At 68.5% G+C, this 14536-nt stretch carries 15 protein-coding genes; 13 read left to right on the top strand and 2 right to left on the bottom strand.

The genetic code is table 11. From position 1 onward, the window contains the following. Nucleotides 1–8: 8 nt before the first annotated feature. Genes rlmN through ACOQPE_RS15300 form a run of 3 tightly spaced genes read left to right on the top strand, consistent with a single transcriptional unit; the run spans nucleotide 9 to nucleotide 2792 of the window. On the top strand, nucleotides 9–1169 hold the full coding sequence (rlmN, locus tag ACOQPE_RS15310; protein WP_420609743.1) for a 23S rRNA (adenine(2503)-C(2))-methyltransferase RlmN: 1161 nt from the start codon (nucleotides 9–11) through the stop codon (nucleotides 1167–1169). 9 nt (nucleotides 1170–1178) lie between these two features. Further along, nucleotides 1179–1820 carry an endonuclease III gene (gene nth, locus ACOQPE_RS15305; RefSeq protein WP_420609742.1) on the top strand — a complete coding sequence of 214 codons (642 nt, stop codon included), beginning with the start codon at nucleotides 1179–1181 and terminating at the stop codon, nucleotides 1818–1820. Between the two features lie 54 nt (nucleotides 1821–1874). Continuing rightward, a complete protein-coding gene (locus tag ACOQPE_RS15300; RefSeq protein WP_420609741.1) occupies nucleotides 1875–2792 on the top strand; it encodes an HpcH/HpaI aldolase/citrate lyase family protein in 918 nt (305 codons plus the stop codon). Nucleotides 2793–2834: 42 nt separating this feature from the next. On the opposite strand, the gene ACOQPE_RS15295 is transcribed toward ACOQPE_RS15300, so the two are convergent. Continuing rightward, nucleotides 2835–3023 carry a hypothetical protein gene (locus ACOQPE_RS15295; RefSeq protein WP_420609740.1) on the bottom strand — a complete coding sequence of 63 codons (189 nt, stop codon included), beginning with the start codon at nucleotides 3021–3023 and terminating at the stop codon, nucleotides 2835–2837. A gap of 77 nt (nucleotides 3024–3100) precedes the next feature. On the opposite strand from ACOQPE_RS15295, the gene hisD reads away from it, so the two are divergent. The 7 genes from hisD (at nucleotide 3101) to ACOQPE_RS15260 (ending at nucleotide 9987) form a co-directional block, all read left to right on the top strand. Next, on the top strand, nucleotides 3101–4417 hold the full coding sequence (gene hisD, locus ACOQPE_RS15290) for a histidinol dehydrogenase (protein WP_420609739.1): 1317 nt from the start codon (nucleotides 3101–3103) through the stop codon (nucleotides 4415–4417). After that, a complete protein-coding gene (gene hisC, locus ACOQPE_RS15285) occupies nucleotides 4414–5490 on the top strand; it encodes a histidinol-phosphate transaminase (protein WP_420609738.1) in 1077 nt (358 codons plus the stop codon). Before hisD ends, hisC begins: the two co-directional genes overlap by 4 nt. A 10-nt stretch (nucleotides 5491–5500) precedes the next feature. Beyond that, entirely contained in the window at nucleotides 5501–6094 is a 594-nt protein-coding gene (hisB, locus tag ACOQPE_RS15280) for an imidazoleglycerol-phosphate dehydratase HisB (RefSeq protein WP_420609737.1), read from the top strand. After that, entirely contained in the window at nucleotides 6063–6746 is a 684-nt protein-coding gene (gene hisH, locus ACOQPE_RS15275) for an imidazole glycerol phosphate synthase subunit HisH (protein WP_420609736.1), read from the top strand. Before hisB ends, hisH begins: the two co-directional genes overlap by 32 nt. Continuing rightward, nucleotides 6734–7546, top strand: a complete 813-nt coding sequence (locus tag ACOQPE_RS15270) for a HisA/HisF-related TIM barrel protein (RefSeq protein ID WP_420609735.1) — start codon at nucleotides 6734–6736, stop codon at nucleotides 7544–7546. The genes hisH and ACOQPE_RS15270 overlap by 13 nt, the downstream gene beginning before the upstream one ends. A gap of 31 nt (nucleotides 7547–7577) precedes the next feature. Further along, nucleotides 7578–8360, top strand: coding sequence for an imidazole glycerol phosphate synthase subunit HisF (gene hisF / locus ACOQPE_RS15265; protein ID WP_420609734.1), 783 nt, complete (start codon nucleotides 7578–7580; stop codon nucleotides 8358–8360). A gap of 70 nt (nucleotides 8361–8430) precedes the next feature. Next, on the top strand, nucleotides 8431–9987 hold the full coding sequence (locus tag ACOQPE_RS15260) for an acyl-CoA synthetase (RefSeq protein WP_420609733.1): 1557 nt from the start codon (nucleotides 8431–8433) through the stop codon (nucleotides 9985–9987). A 143-nt stretch (nucleotides 9988–10130) separates the two neighbouring features. Here the strand turns inward: ACOQPE_RS15260 and ACOQPE_RS15255 are convergent, their stop codons facing one another. After that, nucleotides 10131–10874, bottom strand: a complete 744-nt coding sequence (locus ACOQPE_RS15255; RefSeq protein ID WP_420609732.1) for an alpha/beta hydrolase — start codon at nucleotides 10872–10874, stop codon at nucleotides 10131–10133. A 25-nt stretch (nucleotides 10875–10899) separates the two neighbouring features. Here ACOQPE_RS15255 and ACOQPE_RS15250 point away from each other — a divergent pair, with 25 nt between their 5' ends. The 3 genes from ACOQPE_RS15250 to ACOQPE_RS15240 are packed head-to-tail and all read left to right on the top strand — an operon-like array spanning nucleotide 10900 to nucleotide 14472. After that, a complete protein-coding gene (locus ACOQPE_RS15250) occupies nucleotides 10900–11358 on the top strand; it encodes a GroES family chaperonin (protein ID WP_420609731.1) in 459 nt (152 codons plus the stop codon). A 28-nt stretch (nucleotides 11359–11386) separates the two neighbouring features. Further along, nucleotides 11387–13591: an anthranilate synthase component I gene (locus ACOQPE_RS15245; protein ID WP_420609730.1), complete on the top strand. Its 2205-nt coding sequence runs from the start codon at nucleotides 11387–11389 to the stop codon at nucleotides 13589–13591. Next, nucleotides 13588–14472: a YgfZ/GcvT domain-containing protein gene (locus ACOQPE_RS15240; RefSeq protein ID WP_420609729.1), complete on the top strand. Its 885-nt coding sequence runs from the start codon at nucleotides 13588–13590 to the stop codon at nucleotides 14470–14472. Before ACOQPE_RS15245 ends, ACOQPE_RS15240 begins: the two co-directional genes overlap by 4 nt. Nucleotides 14473–14536 lie beyond the last annotated feature (64 nt).

Genomic DNA, 14536 nt, shown 5'->3' with positions numbered 1-14536 from the left:
CAGCGGCCGTGACATCCCCCGGCGCCGATCCCTCGCTCGGTGATCTCGGCCGGGCAGAGCTCGGCGAACTGCTCGACGGCGAGCCCACATACCGGCTCGACCAAGTGTGGGACGGCCTGTACCGCCAGCGTCGCCCGTTGTCTGAGCTCACCAATGTTCCCAAGAGCCTGCGCCAGGCCATCGGCGAACTGCTGCCGCCAGCGCTGACGCTCGTCCGCACGCAGTCCGCAGACCGGGGCACCACTACCAAGCACCTGTGGTCGCTGCGCGACGGCCGTCTGGTGGAGTCGGTGCTGATGCGCTACCGGAACCGGACGACGCTGTGCATCAGCAGCCAGGCCGGCTGCGCCATGGCGTGCAGCTTCTGCGCGACAGGCCAAGTGGGTTTCGACCGCAACCTGAGCGTGGGCGAGATCGTTGAGCAAGTGCTGGGAACGCTGCAGGAGGCGGACCCAGACGATCGGGCCGCCCCCGGCAGAGCCATCAACAGCGGAGCCGCCCCCGGCAGAGCCATCAACAGCGGAGCCGCCCCCGGCAGAGCCATCAACATCGTGTTCATGGGCATGGGCGAGCCGCTCGCCAACTACGACGCAGTGTGGGCAGCGGTGGAGCGATTCCATGGCGACATGGGCATCGGCGCCCGGCACATCACGGTGTCGACCGTCGGCGTCATTCCCGGCATCGAGCGTCTTGCAGCGGAGACGCTGCCGGTCAACCTGGCGGTGTCGCTGCATGCCGCCAACGACCGACTGCGCAACCGCATTGCGCCCATCAATCGCACGTACCCGCTGCGCGACCTGGCGCGCTCGCTGGCCGACTACCGGCGCGCCAAGCGACGGCGCATCAGCTTCGAGTGGGCGATGATCGGCGGGGTCAACGACTCCGACCGCGATGCGGCCGAGCTTGCTGCGTATGCACGGCCTCTGGCGGCCCATGTCAACCTCATCCCGCTGAATCCCACGCCGGGATACGGCCACCAGCCCTCGCCGGCCGGGCGCATCGAGCATTTCGCCGCCGAGCTGTCGTCCCATGGCGTGAACGCCACCGTGCGCCAGAACCGCGGCACGTCGATCGACGCCGCATGCGGCCAACTGCGCGCCGACAAGCTCGTCACGGTCCGCAAGGGCAACCGGCCGACTCGCGGCGCACGCGCTCGGGCGGAGCGCTAGACACTCGCCATGGCCAAGCCGCGATCGCCGAAGGGGCGCGCCCAGCGAACCCACGAGCGACTCAAGGACGAGTACGAGGCCGTCTGCGAGCTGGAGCATCGCAACCCATTCGAGCTGCTGGTGGCAACGATCCTGTCGGCACAGTGCACCGATGCTCGTGTCAATGCCACCGTTCCCGGGGTGTTCGCGAAGTATCCCGACGCCGAAGCGCTGGCGTCCGCCGATCTCGAAGACCTCGAAGAACTGGTGCATCCCACCGGCTTCTTCCGCAGCAAGGCGCGCAACCTGCAGGGAATGGCCCGCCGGCTGCTGGCCGACTACGGCGGCGAGGTGCCGACCAGCCTGAAGGACTTGGTGAAGCTGCCAGGTGTCGGCCGCAAGACCGCCAACGTCATTCGCTCGGTGGCGTTCGATCTGCCGGGACTGCCGGTGGACACCCATGTCGGCCGCTTGGTGCGGCGCCTCGGCATCACCGCCGAGGAGGATCCGGTCAAGGTGGAGCTGGCCTTGAACCCGATGATCCCCCAGTACGAGCGGGGCGACTTCAGCCTGCGCCTGATCCTGCACGGCAGGCGCGTCTGCTCGTCCCGCAAGCCGGCATGCGACGACTGCGTGCTCAACGACTTCTGCCCGAGCGCTTTCGCGGCCTGAACCGGCACCCACGCCGGCTGTAGTGCGAATGCGAGACCCGAGAGGTGCTACCGAATGACTGAGTCAGCGAATCCCGGCAGCGGCACTGTGCGCAGGTCATCGCACTTCGTGCCTGGCGCGAACGAGCGCATGCTGGAGAAGTCGATCGCGACTGATGCCGACAGCCTCGTGCTGGATCTCGAAGACGCGGTCACCCCTGACAACAAGGACAGCGCCCGCACCACAGTTGCGGGCTGGCTGGCCGATGTCGACTTCGGCGCCAAGGAGCGGGTGGTGCGCATCAACCCGCTCGACACCCCGTGGTGCGCTGCCGATGTCGCCGAGACGATGGTGTCGCCGCCCGACGCCTACCTGGTGCCGAAGGTCAACAATGCCGCCGAGGTAGTCGAACTCGACAGCATGATCGCCCGCTGGGAGCTGGAGCACGGCCATCCGCCCGGCGGCGTGGTGCTGCTGGTGCTGGGGACCGAGACGCCGCAAGGGCTGCTGAACATCGGCGAACTGGCCCGCCATGACCGGGTGGATGCGCTGAGCTGGGGTGCCGAGGATCTCTCTGCCGCCATGGGCTCGAAGGCCAACCGGGACGCCACAGGCGCCTACCTGCCGGTGTTCGAGTACGCCCGGGTGATGTGCCTGGTGGGTGCCACGGCGTGGGGCAAGCAGCCCCTCGACACGGTGTTCGTGGACTTCCGTGACGACGAGGGGCTGGCCGCCGAGTGTGCCACCTCGGCCGCCATGGGCTTCACCGGCAAGATCACCATCCATCCCGCCCAGATCGACATCGTCAACGCCGCGTTCACACCGAGCGATGCCGAGATGGCCGATGCCCGCGAGCTGCTCGCAGCATTCGCCCAGGCCGAGGCCGCCGGCCTCATGGCGTTTGCCCACAAGGGCCAGATGGTGGACGTTCCGCACCTCACCCGAGCCCGCAAGATCGTCGCGACAGCGGAGGCCATTGCGTCACGTTCGTAGCTGCGTCGCAGGCGCTGCAGGCAGCGGCCACAGACGGGGTGCTCAGCGAAGTGCTTCGGTGGCCTGGGCCAAGCGACGGCGAGCCATCCGCAACGAGCGCTCCACCTCGTAAAGCTCCACGCCGACATCCTCGTTCGGAGTGCCCATCAGCTCATCGGCAGCCAGTGCCACGCGGTTGCCCAGCTCACCGACAGCGGTCTCGATCGATGACAGCTCAGCAGCGCTGATCACACGCGGCACGCTAGCCATCGCCCAAGCCGCCCAGAATCACAGCAGTGGCGTGAAGGGCCGGGGGTACCCTCGGCGCCGTGCTGGAGCGGCTGGACCTGCGGGGCCAATGCAATGAATCGAGTGATGAACTTGCCGGTCTGTTGCCGCGCCCGCAGGTGGGCGACGCGGTGTCGCAAGATGCCGTCCGGCGGCTGATTGCCCAGGTCAGGGACGGCGGGGACGCAGCTGTTCGCGAACTAACTGCCCGCTTCGATGGCGTCGACATTGCTGAACCGCTGGTGCCGGTCTCGGAGCTGTCCGCAGCGTGGGAGGGCCTGCCGCCCGGCTTGCGTACGGCAATGGAGACCGCCCACCGACGGGTCTTGGAGTTTCACCGAGCCGAGGCCGCAGCGAATCACACGTATGAGCGGGATGGCGTCACTGTGCGGTCGGTGAGCCAGCCGGTGGATCGAGCCGGCATCTACGTGCCGGGCGGCCTGGCTGCTTACCCCTCCACGGTGCTCATGACGGTGCTGGTTGCACGTGCCGCTGGGGTGGACGACATCGCGCTGTGCTCGCCGCCTGGACCGGATGGCAACCTCGCGGCTCCGGTGCTGGCGGCGGCGCACCTGTGCGGCGTCACTGAAGTGCACCGCGTGGGCGGCGTGCAGGCGGTGGCGGCGCTCGCCTACGGCACCGAAACGATACGGCCCGCCGATGTCGTGGCCGGTCCCGGAAATGCCTGGGTGGCTACCGCCAAGCAGCTTGTTGCCGGTGATGTGGGCGTGGCCTCTGCGTTCGCGGGGCCGTCGGAGATCGTGGTGATTGCCGACGCGACCTGCCCGCCGGCAGCGGCCGCAACCGATGTGGTGCTGCAGGCTGAGCATGGCCCTGGCGGGCGTGCCTGGCTGGTCACGTGGGATGAAGGCTGCGCCGACGCCGTCTGCGATGCCATCGGCCAGATCGTCGACCTGTCGCCCCGCCGGGAGGAGACGCTGGCCACGCTGGAGGCTGACGGCTTCGTGTGTCTCGTGGACGGGCCGGCGCAGGCTGTCGACGTTGCCAACATTGTCGCCCCCGAGCACCTCCAGCTCATGTGCGAGGGCGCCGAAGAGCTCGTCAGCAGCATCCGCCATGCCGGCGCTGTGTTCATCGGACCCTGGGCACCCGCTTCAGTCGGCGACTACGTGGCGGGGCCGTCGCACGTACTGCCCACCGCCGGCACAGCTCGCTTCGCCGGGGCGCTCACCACCGACGATTTCACCAAGCGGATGCACGTTGTGGACGTGTCCGAAGCCGGCTTCGACCAGCTTGCGCCCGCCGTGGCCGAGCTGGCCGAGGCCGAGGGCCTGTGGGCGCACGCCGCCTCGGTGTCGCGCCGCAAGGAGTGGTCAACCTCCGGAGTGCGGCCATGAAACCTGCAGTTCGCGACGACCTGCGCCTGCTCGACGGCTACCACTCGCCGCAGATCGACGTGGAGGTGCGGCTCAACACCAACGAGGCGCCGGTGGGGCCACCGCCGGAATTTGCCGACGCCCTTGCTACCGAGTTGCGCAACGTCGAATGGCACCGCTACCCCGACCGCACAGCCGCTGCCCTGCGGGCCGACCTTGCCAAGCTGGCCGGCACCGACCCCGACCGGATCTTCGTGGCCAACGGCTCCAACGAGGTGCTGCAGACGCTGTGCCTGACCTACGGAGGTGCAGGCCGCAGCGTTGCCACCTTCGAGCCCACCTACGCGATGTACGGCCAGATCGCGCGCAGCACCCAATGCGCTGTCGTGGAAGGCGAGCGCCAGGCCGACGGCAGCGTCAGCGTGTACGAGCTGGAGCGAGTGATCGAGCGGCACCGGCCGTCGATCGTGTTCCTGTGCTCGCCCAACAATCCCACCGGCACGCCCGAGCGCATCGAGGTGCTCCAGCGGGCGCTGGAGATCGCACCGGGTCTCGTCGTGGTCGACGAGGCCTACGGGCAATTCGCCGACTGGAGCGCCGTCGACCTGTGCGACAGGGCCGGCGGACCCGACAACCTGGTCGTCACGCGTACCTACTCCAAGACGTGGGCGATGGCCGGGGCGCGGCTGGGCTACGCCGTCATTCCGTCGGGCATGGCCGCAGAGTTCGAGAAGGTGGTGCTGCCGTACCACGTCGACACCTTCAAGCAGATCGCCGGACGCGTGGCGCTGCGCTTCACCGATGACATGGAGCATCGGGTCGCAGCGATCGTGTCCGAGCGAGAGCGGATCGAAGCCGCGTTGAACGGGATGGGCCTCGACGTGTGGCCCTCGCAGTCCAACTTCATCCTGTTCCGCACGTCTACTAGCGGCCACAGCGGCGACGGCATCTGGCAGGCGCTCGTGGACCGATCGGTGCTCGTGCGGAACTGCTCGGGGTGGCCCCGCCTCGCCGACTGCCTGCGGGTGACCGTGGGCACCCCGCCCGAGAACGACCGCTTTCTCGACGCCCTGTCGGAAGTTGTCTCGCGATAATGAGGTTGCCATGACTGCTCGTACTGCCACTGTGCAGCGCAACACCAAAGAAACCCGGATCGATCTGACGTTGGACCTCGACGGCAGCGGCCAGAACGATGTCGCCACGGGTCTGCCGTTCTTCGACCACATGCTGGCCCAGCTCGCCAAGCACGCCCGCTTCGACCTGCAGCTGCGCACCGACGGCGATCTCGAGATCGACGCCCACCACACCGTGGAGGACACCGGCATCGCGCTGGGCGAGGCGATGCGGCAGGCCTGGGGCGACAAGGCCGGCGTTCGCCGCTTTGCGTCCTATGTGGTGCCGCTCGATGAGGCGGCCGTCGAAGTGGTGCTCGATCTGTCGGGCCGGCCGTTCCTGCATTACGACATTGAGCCGCCCGGCGAGAAGATCCTGGGCGACCCGCCGTTCGACCCCCAGCTCTGCGAGGAGTTCTGGCGGGGGCTGGTGATGTCGGCTGGCATCACCCTGCACCTGGTGATGCTGCGAGGCCGCAACACCCACCACATCGTCGAGGCCAGCTTCAAGGGCGCGGCACGCGCCTTCTACGACGCCATCCGCGTCGCCGACGATGTGCTGCCCTCCACCAAGGGCGTCCTGTGAAGGACGTCAGGTGAATGGCGATCGTCCTCTCGTTGCGGTCCTCGACTACGGCATCGGCAACCTGCGCTCAGCCCAGAAGGCACTCGAACGGGTAGGTGCTGACGCCCGACTGACCGCGGACGCCGGATTGATTGCCGACGCCGCCGGAGTCGTGCTGCCAGGGGTGGGGCACTTCGGCACCTGTATGGACCAATTGCGGGCGACGGGCCTGGAACAGCCTGCGCTCGACGCCATCGAGAGCGGGCGGCCGTTCCTCGGCATATGCGTCGGCATGCAGATGCTGTTCGAAGCGTCGGAGGAAGCGCCGGGCGTTCCGGGCATGGGCGTGATGCCTGGCACAGTGCGATTGCTGCCCGACGGCATCGTGCGCCCGCAGATGCAGTGGAACCGGCTCGATGTGCAGCGCCCAAGCTGCCCATTGCTTGCCGGACTGACCGACGGCGCCTGGATGTACTTCGTCCACAGCTACGCGCCCGACACCGATCCCGAACTGGTTGCCGCGACATGCGACTACCCCACGCCGATCACCGCTGTCACCGAGCGCGGCCGGCTGTGGGCCACCCAGTTCCACCCGGAAAAGTCTGGCGATGCCGGCAAGCGGCTGGCACAGAACTTCCTCGCCGCAGTGAGGGCCGACCGATGCCGCCGGTGAGCTTCGATCTCTATCCGGCGATCGACCTGCGCGGCGGGCGCTGCGTCCGCCTCGTGCAGGGCGACTACGACCGCGAGGTGCGGTACGACGCCAACCCCGTGGAAGTGGCGCACGAGTTCGCAGAGGCGGGCACCCGCTGGATCCACATGGTCGATCTCGACGCTGCCCGCACCGGCGAGCCGCAGCCGCAGAACCGGGCCGTGATCCAATCTGTTGTGGCAGCCGTAGGAGATGTCGGTGTCCGGGTGCAGGTCGGCGGCGGCGTGCGCAGCCGCGAGCGCGCCGAAGCGCTGTACGACGCCGGGGTCGCCCGATGCGTGGTAGGCACCGCAGCGATCGAGAACCCCGACCTCGTCGGGGAATTGGCTTCCGCCGGTCACCGCATCGCGGTGGGTCTCGATGTGCGGGGCACCGAGGTGGCCACACGCGGATGGGAACACCAGAGCGGCGTCAGCCTCGGCGATGCCCTCACCCGGCTGGCGGGCAGCGGTGCCGAAGCGGTGATCGTGACGCAGATCGCCCACGACGGCATGGGCGGCGGCAGCGACCTGGCCGGGCTGCGCGGCGTGCTGGATGCGCCCCAACGGCCCCCGGCGATGTCGGTGATCGCCAGCGGCGGCGTGGGCTGTCTCGCCGACATCGCCGACCTGCGCGACCTGCGTTCGCCGCACGGGCACACGCTCGCGGGGGCCATCGTGGGCAAGGCACTCCATGACGGCGTGATCTCGCCCGTCGCCGCGGTGGTGGTGGCCCGCGGCAGTGCAGAGGTAGACGAGCCCGGCCCGGGGCCAGGCCAGTGACCGGGGCACCCGCACGAGAGGCTGAGCCGACATGAAGACCGTGCGGGTCATCCCGTGCCTCGACGTGGACGACGGGCGGGTCGTCAAGGGCGTCAACTTCGTCGGGCTGCGCGACGCCGGCGACCCCGTCGAGCTGGCGGCTGCATACGACCGCCAGGGCGCGGACGAGATCGTCTTCCTCGACATCACGGCCTCAGCGCACAACCGCGACACGATCATCGAGCTCGCCCGTCACACCGCCGAAGAGGTCTTCATCCCGTTCACGATCGGCGGGGGAATCCGCTCGGTCGACGACGCCCGGGCGCTGCTGCGGGCCGGAGCGGACAAGGTGTCGGTGGGCTCGGCTGCGGTTGCCCGCCCAGAGCTGGTGCGCGAGATCGCCGACGAGTTCGGCACCCAGTGCGTCGTGGTGTCGGTGGACGCGAAATCGAACGGCGCCGGTGCCGACGGAAGCACCACCTGGAACGTCTATGTCAAGGGCGGCCGGGAAGACACCGGCATCGACGCGCTCGGCTGGGTGCGCCAGGTGGCCGAACTGGGTGCCGGCGAGATCCTGCTGAACTCCATGGATGCCGACGGCACCAAGGCTGGCTTCGACCTCGAGCTCACACGGGCAGTCGTCGACGCAGTGGAGATTCCTGTGGTGGCCAGCGGGGGGGCGGGCACGTTGCAGCACTTGGTGGATGGCGCCCTCATCGCCAACGCCGATGCCGTGCTCGCGGCCTCGATCTTCCACTTCGGCGAGCACACGATCGCCGACGCCAAGCGAGCACTGCTGGACGCAGGCGTGGCCGTCCGCCCGCCCACTGCCTGATTGATTGCCGGGTTCGGGCGCCGCTAGACGGTTTCAGTCCTGCTCGAAGGCGCCCGCTAGCTTCCCCGCCATGAGCTATCCCGGCACGTACTCGGCCACCGACCCTGACCGTCCAGCGGTGATCATGGCCCGCGACGGCCACACCCGGACGTTCGGCGAGCTCGAGGCCCGCAGCTGCCAATTCGCGCAGCTCATGTGGGCGGCAGGCCTCCGGCCCGGCGATCACGTGGCGATCTTCGCCGACAACAACATCGGCTACTTCGATGCCTACTGGGCCGCGATGCGCAGCGGCCTCTACTTCACCACGGTCAACCGCTACCTGACGGCCGACGAGGCGGCGTACATCGTCAACGACTGCGGGGCCCGAGTGCTCGTGGCGTCGCCCGCGGTCATCGATGTGGCGACCGAGATGCTGCCGCTCATCGGCGAATGCGACGTCCGGCTGATGTTCGACGATGCTGCCGACGGATTCGACCCGTTCGAAGATGCCATCGCGGCCTATCCCGCCGAACCGCTGGCTGAACAGCCGCGGGGATCGGCGATGCTGTACAGCTCCGGCACGACGGGCCGCCCCAAGGGCATCATGCGTCCGCTGGACGGAACGTCGATCACCGACCCCGATCTGCTCGGCGCCGGACTGCTGGGCGGCGTCTTCGGATTCGGCGAAGGCACTCGCTATCTCTCGCCTGCGCCGCTCTACCACTCTGCGCCCCTGTCGTTCACGACCGGCACGCAGTCGGTCGGCGGCACAGCGGTGGTCATGGACCGCTTCGCCGCCGCTGAAGCGCTGTCGTACGTCGAGCGCTACCGCATCACCCACAGCCAGTGGGTGCCCACCATGTTCAGCCGGATGCTGAAGCTGCCCGAGGAGGCCCGCACGCAGCACGACCTCTCCAGCCACCAGGTCGCCGTGCATGCGGCGGCACCATGCCCCGTCGAGGTGAAGCACCAGATGATCTCGTGGTGGGGCCCGATCCTGCACGAGTATTACGCCGGTACCGAGCTGAACGGCTTCTGCTACGTGAATTCGGACGAATGGCTCGAACGGCCCGGCACGGTGGGCAAGCCGCTCATCGGGGTGATCCACATCTGCGACGACGAGGGCAAGGAGCTGCCGGTCGGCGAGGCAGGCACCATCTACTTCGAGCGTGAGATCCCGGCATTCGAGTACCACAACGACCCTGCGAAAACCGCCGAGTCCCGGCACGACGATCACGAGCTCTGGTCGACGCTGGGCGATGTCGGGCGTGTCGACGACGACGGCTACCTGTACCTGACCGATCGCAAGGCGTTCATGATCATCTCGGGCGGGGTGAACATCTATCCCCAAGAGATCGAGGACTGCCTGGTGCTGCACCCCAAGGTGGCCGATGCGGCGGTGTTCGGCGTGCCCAATGACGACTTCGGCGAGGAAGTGAAGGCCGTCGTACAGCCGCTAGCCGGCGTGGAACCCGGTGACGCATTGGCCACCGAGTTGCTGGGGTACTGCCGCGAGCACCTCGCGAACTACAAGGTGCCCCGATCGGTTGACTTCCGCGACGAGCTGCCCCGCCATCCCACCGGCAAGCTCTACAAGCGCATCCTGCGGGACGAGTACTGGGGCGACCGTTCCTCGCGCATCGTGTGAGATGCGCGGTGAGGTGTGCCCGCTGCGGAGGCGGCATGACCCTCTGCTCCCGCGATCCAGCAGGTCGCAACGTCGCAGAGTCTCCTGCCGCCTCCTCCGCTATGGCATCGGTGCCCAGCGGCTCAAGTCCTCCGTTCGCGTCGCTATAGATCGCCGACGAACGAGACGATTCGTTCTGCCACTGCTCGTGCGTGGCCCATCAGGAAGTGATCGCCGCCCGAGATGACGTCGAGCTGGGTGTTGGCCCAGCCCTCGGTGATCTCGGACGCTTCAGCGGGGGAGCGGAACTGGTCGTGCTCGGGCACCAGCAGCAGCTTGGGCCGAGGATCTGCTGCGGCGCCCATCGATGCCGGGTCGACGATCCGCAAGGGCGCAGCGATCCCGATCCATGCCGACAAACTGCCGTGGCTGGCGGCGAGCGAGACATCGCCGCCGAACGACCAGCCCGCCGAGACGACCGGCGGCGGTTCAGCGGTGCTCGAGCGGTCGGCTGCGAGGCGCACGGCCGCTTCGAAGGCGGCCACGGCATCGAGCTGCTCGGCCTTCCCGTCGTCGTGGCTGCCGCCAGAACGTCCGGTGCCCCGGAAGTTGTAGCGAAGCGTTGCGATGCCGCTCGCGGGCAGCGCCCTGAAGAGATGATCGACGAGCGGGTTCCACATGTCGCCGCCGTAGAGCGGGTGCGGGTGAGACAGCACAGCCACCGCTGCGGCCGTGCTGCCGGAACCGCCGCCATCGGCGCCTGCTCCCTCAGGCCCCGTCGAGCCGGGCCAGGCAGCTTCGGCCTCGAGCTCGATGCCATCCGAGGTCGCTGCGGTGACCTCGAACGCCTCCACCTCAAATGGCGGCCCGGGAGCGGGCGGCCGCTGCGAATTCTCTGCGTCATTCACGCCGGTGAACGGTACCGTGCGGGCGGTGAGCGCTCCCGAGACCAACAACGAGCATGGCGCCGCTTCGGCGACGAAACCCGCTCGTCCTTCGAAGAGCTCGAAAGCCGGCAGTCGCCCGAAGCCCGCTGCCAGCAAGCCGAAGCCGTCCGCCCCGCCCGACTCCGACGGCGAGCGCCGGCCCATCAAGATGCTGCACGACCGGCTGCTCGTGCGGCTCCCCAACGACGGCTCGGAACGGCGCACCAGCGGCGGGATCCTGATCCCGGCAACGGCCCAGCAGAACAAGCGCCTCGTGTGGGGCGAGGTCATCGGTGCAGGGCCGAACGTCCGGACCGCCCAGGAAGGGGACCGGGTGCTGTTCAGCCCCGAGGATCGCCACGAGGTCGAGGTGCACGGCGACGATTTCCTGATCCTGCGCGAGCGGGATGTGCACGCCATTGCTGCACCCCGCATCGAGCCCGGCAGCACCGGCCTGTATCTGTGATCGTGCGACCCTGAGCCAGCTTGGACCCATGAGCCCTGAACAGACGAAGACGGGCGAGACGCAGTTCCAAACCGGCGGCGGCATCACCGTCTCGCTGACTGCGTCGAGGGTCGACGGCAACGCCGAGATCGAAGACCTCGTCGACCGGCTGGACGAGGCGCGGGGCGTGCTGCTGTCGTCGAGCTACGAGTACCCCGGCCGCTACACCCGCTGGGACATGGGCTTCGCCGACCCGCCGCTGGCCATCACCAGCCGGGCGCAGGACATCTGGGTGAGCGCCTTGAACGAGCGGGGCACAGTGCTGCTGGAGCCGGTTCACGAGACGCTGGCAGCGCTGGGAAGCGCTGCAGGCATCGTCGACCTTCGCCATGAGCCCGGTGACGGCTCGGGCGCCGTGGTCTGCCGGGTGGAACGGGCTGATCGGCGTTTCGAGGAAGAAGAGCGCAGCCGCCAGCCGTCCACGTTCACGGTTGTGCGCGCCCTGGTGAACCTGTTCTCCTGCGACGATCCGCACCTGGGCCTGTACGGGGCGTTCGGCTACGACCTGGCGTTCCAGTTCGAGCCCATCGCGCTGACGCTGCCGCGCCCGGCCGAGCAGCGCGACCTGGTGCTCTACCTGCCCGACGACCTGCTCATCGTGGACCACGAGGGCGGCATCGCGCAGCGCTTCCAGTACGACTTTGCGGTGAACGGTCGCAGCACCGCCGGGCTGGCGGGCGGCGGTGCACGCGTGCCCTATGAGCCCGATTTCGAGCTGGAGGCGAGCTGCGACCATGAGCCCGGCGGCTATGCGGCCGGTGTGCGTGCGGCTCACGAATACTTCGCCCGGGGCGACCTCTTCGAGGTGGTCACCAGCCAGATGTTCTCCGAGCCCTGCGTCGAGTCTCCAGCAGAGCTGTTCCGCCGGCTCAAGGAACAGAACCCTGCGCCGTACGGGTTCCTGATCAATTTGGGTGCAGCTGGGGACAGCGGGGAATGGCTCGTCGGTGCCTCGCCCGAGATGTACGTGCGGGTCGAGGGCGAGCGGGTCGAGACCTGCCCGATCTCGGGAACCATCGCCCGCGGCCAAGACCCCATCGACGACGCCTCGCAGATCCTGGCGCTGCTCAACTCGGCGAAGGACGAGTCGGAGTTGACGATGTGCACCGACGTCGATCGCAATGACAAGAGCCGCATCTGCGTCCCCGGCTCGGTCAAGGTGATCGGCCGCCGCCAGATCGAGATGTACTCGCGCCTCATCCACACCGTTGATCACGTAGAAGGCCGTCTGCGCCCCGGCTTCGACGCGCTCGATGCGTTCCTGTCGCACACGTGGGCGGTCACGGTGACCGGCGCGCCCAAGACGGCGGCGATGATGTTCCTCGAGCAGCACGAACGCACCGCCCGGGCCTGGTACGGGGGTGCGGTCGGCAAGGTGGGTTTCGACGGCAGCCTGAACACCGGGCTCACGCTGCGCACGATCCGCGTCGCCGACGGGCATGCGGAGGTGCGCGTGGGTGCCACGCTGCTGTGGGACTCCGAGCCCGACGAGGAGGAATCGGAAACCGAGCTCAAGGCGTCGGCGTTCCTGGACGCGCTCCGGCGGCCACGGTCAGCGGCGACCGCGGGGGTTGCCGCTTCGGCGCCCAGCGATCGGCGGGTGCTGCTGGTTGATCACCTCGACTCGTTCGTGCACACGCTGGCGAACTACCTGCGCCAGACCGGCGCCACGGTGGTGACCCGCCGGGCTGGCTTTCCCACCGAGGAGATCAGCGCCGACGACTTCGACCTCATCGTGCTCTCGCCAGGCCCCGGCCGGCCCGACGACTTCAGCATCGGACCGGTGGTGCGGGCCACGCTCGATGCCGGGCTGCCGCTGTTCGGGGTGTGCCTGGGGCTGCAGGGCATCGTGGAGTACTTCGGCGGCGAGCTGGGCCAGCTCGCCACGCCCATGCATGGCAAGCCGTCTGCCATCCGTGTCGTCGGCGGGCAGCTGCTCGATGGGCTGCCGAAGGAGTTCCGGGCCGGTCGCTACCACTCGCTGTTCGCCCATCGCTCCGAGGTGCCCGATGCGCTCGAGGTGACAGCGGTCAGCCTCGACGACGACATCGTCATGGCGGTGGAGCACCGCGAGCTGCCCGTTGCTGCCGTGCAGTTCCACCCGGAGTCGATCATGTCGCTCGATGACGGCGTCGGGCTCGCGCTGATTCGCAACGCCGTGGACCGTTTGGTGCCCGGATGGAGAGCCGGATGACGATCGCGTCTGCGCTCGATCGGTCGGTGGCGGCAACGGTCCCGCGCGAGGTGCTCGTGGTGACCGGACCCGAGGCCGCCGTGTACTTGCACGGCCAGATCTCGGCCGAAGTGGAGGCCATGGAGGTCGGCCAGAGCGCCCTGTCGTTCCTGTTGGAGCCACGAGGGCGAATAGAAGCGCTCTTCGCCATCAGCCGCACCGGTCCTGAGACCTACGTCGCCGACATCGAGCCTGGCTTCGGCGAGGCAATGTCGGCATCGCTCGAGCGCTTCAAGCTGCGGACCCGGGCCGACTTCTCCCTGCACGAATGGCAGATGCACGCGGTGCGCGGGCCCCGTGCGGAAGGCGAATCGGCGGTCGGCGTTTCGAGCACTGGCCCGAGCGGAGCCCCAGAGCACGTGGTGCGCCCCGCGCACTGGCCGTTGGCCAGCGGTCACGACCTGCTCGTCGACTCCGGCAGCGAGGCCGTTGCGTTAGCCGACGGCGCCGAGCAACTCTCAGCCGACGAGTTCGAGGCGCTGCGCATGGTCTACGGCTTGCCCGCCATGGGCACGGAGATCCAACCGGGTGACATCCCCAACGAGACGGGTCTCGTCGAGCGAGCTGCGTCGTTCACCAAGGGCTGCTACCGGGGCCAGGAGCTGGTGGAGCGAATCGACTCGCGCACAGGCGGACGCCGGACGGTATGCCGGCTCCGCTCGCCTGTGCCGCTCAGCGCAGGCGACGAGTTGCGGGACGGCGGTGGCGCAACGGTGGCCACGGTGCTGAGCACAGCGACGCTGAACGACTTGACCGTGGGATTCGCACGCTCCCGCAGCGACGCCGGCGATGTGGCCTTGACGGCCTCGGGCGATCAAGTCGAGCTAGCGGGAGTCTTCTGAGGCGAGTGAGCCTGCTCTCGGGCCCTCACGGGTACGCTCGCAGGCTGTTGTCGAGTCGAACGGA

Origin of the sequence: Candidatus Poriferisodalis sp. (assembly GCF_965219595.1) — a bacterium.
In the GTDB taxonomy this organism is placed as follows: domain Bacteria; phylum Actinomycetota; class Acidimicrobiia; order Acidimicrobiales; family Poriferisodalaceae; genus Poriferisodalis.
Note: the sequence above shows the minus strand (reverse complement) of the source record. Positions and strands in the feature narration are given on the sequence as shown.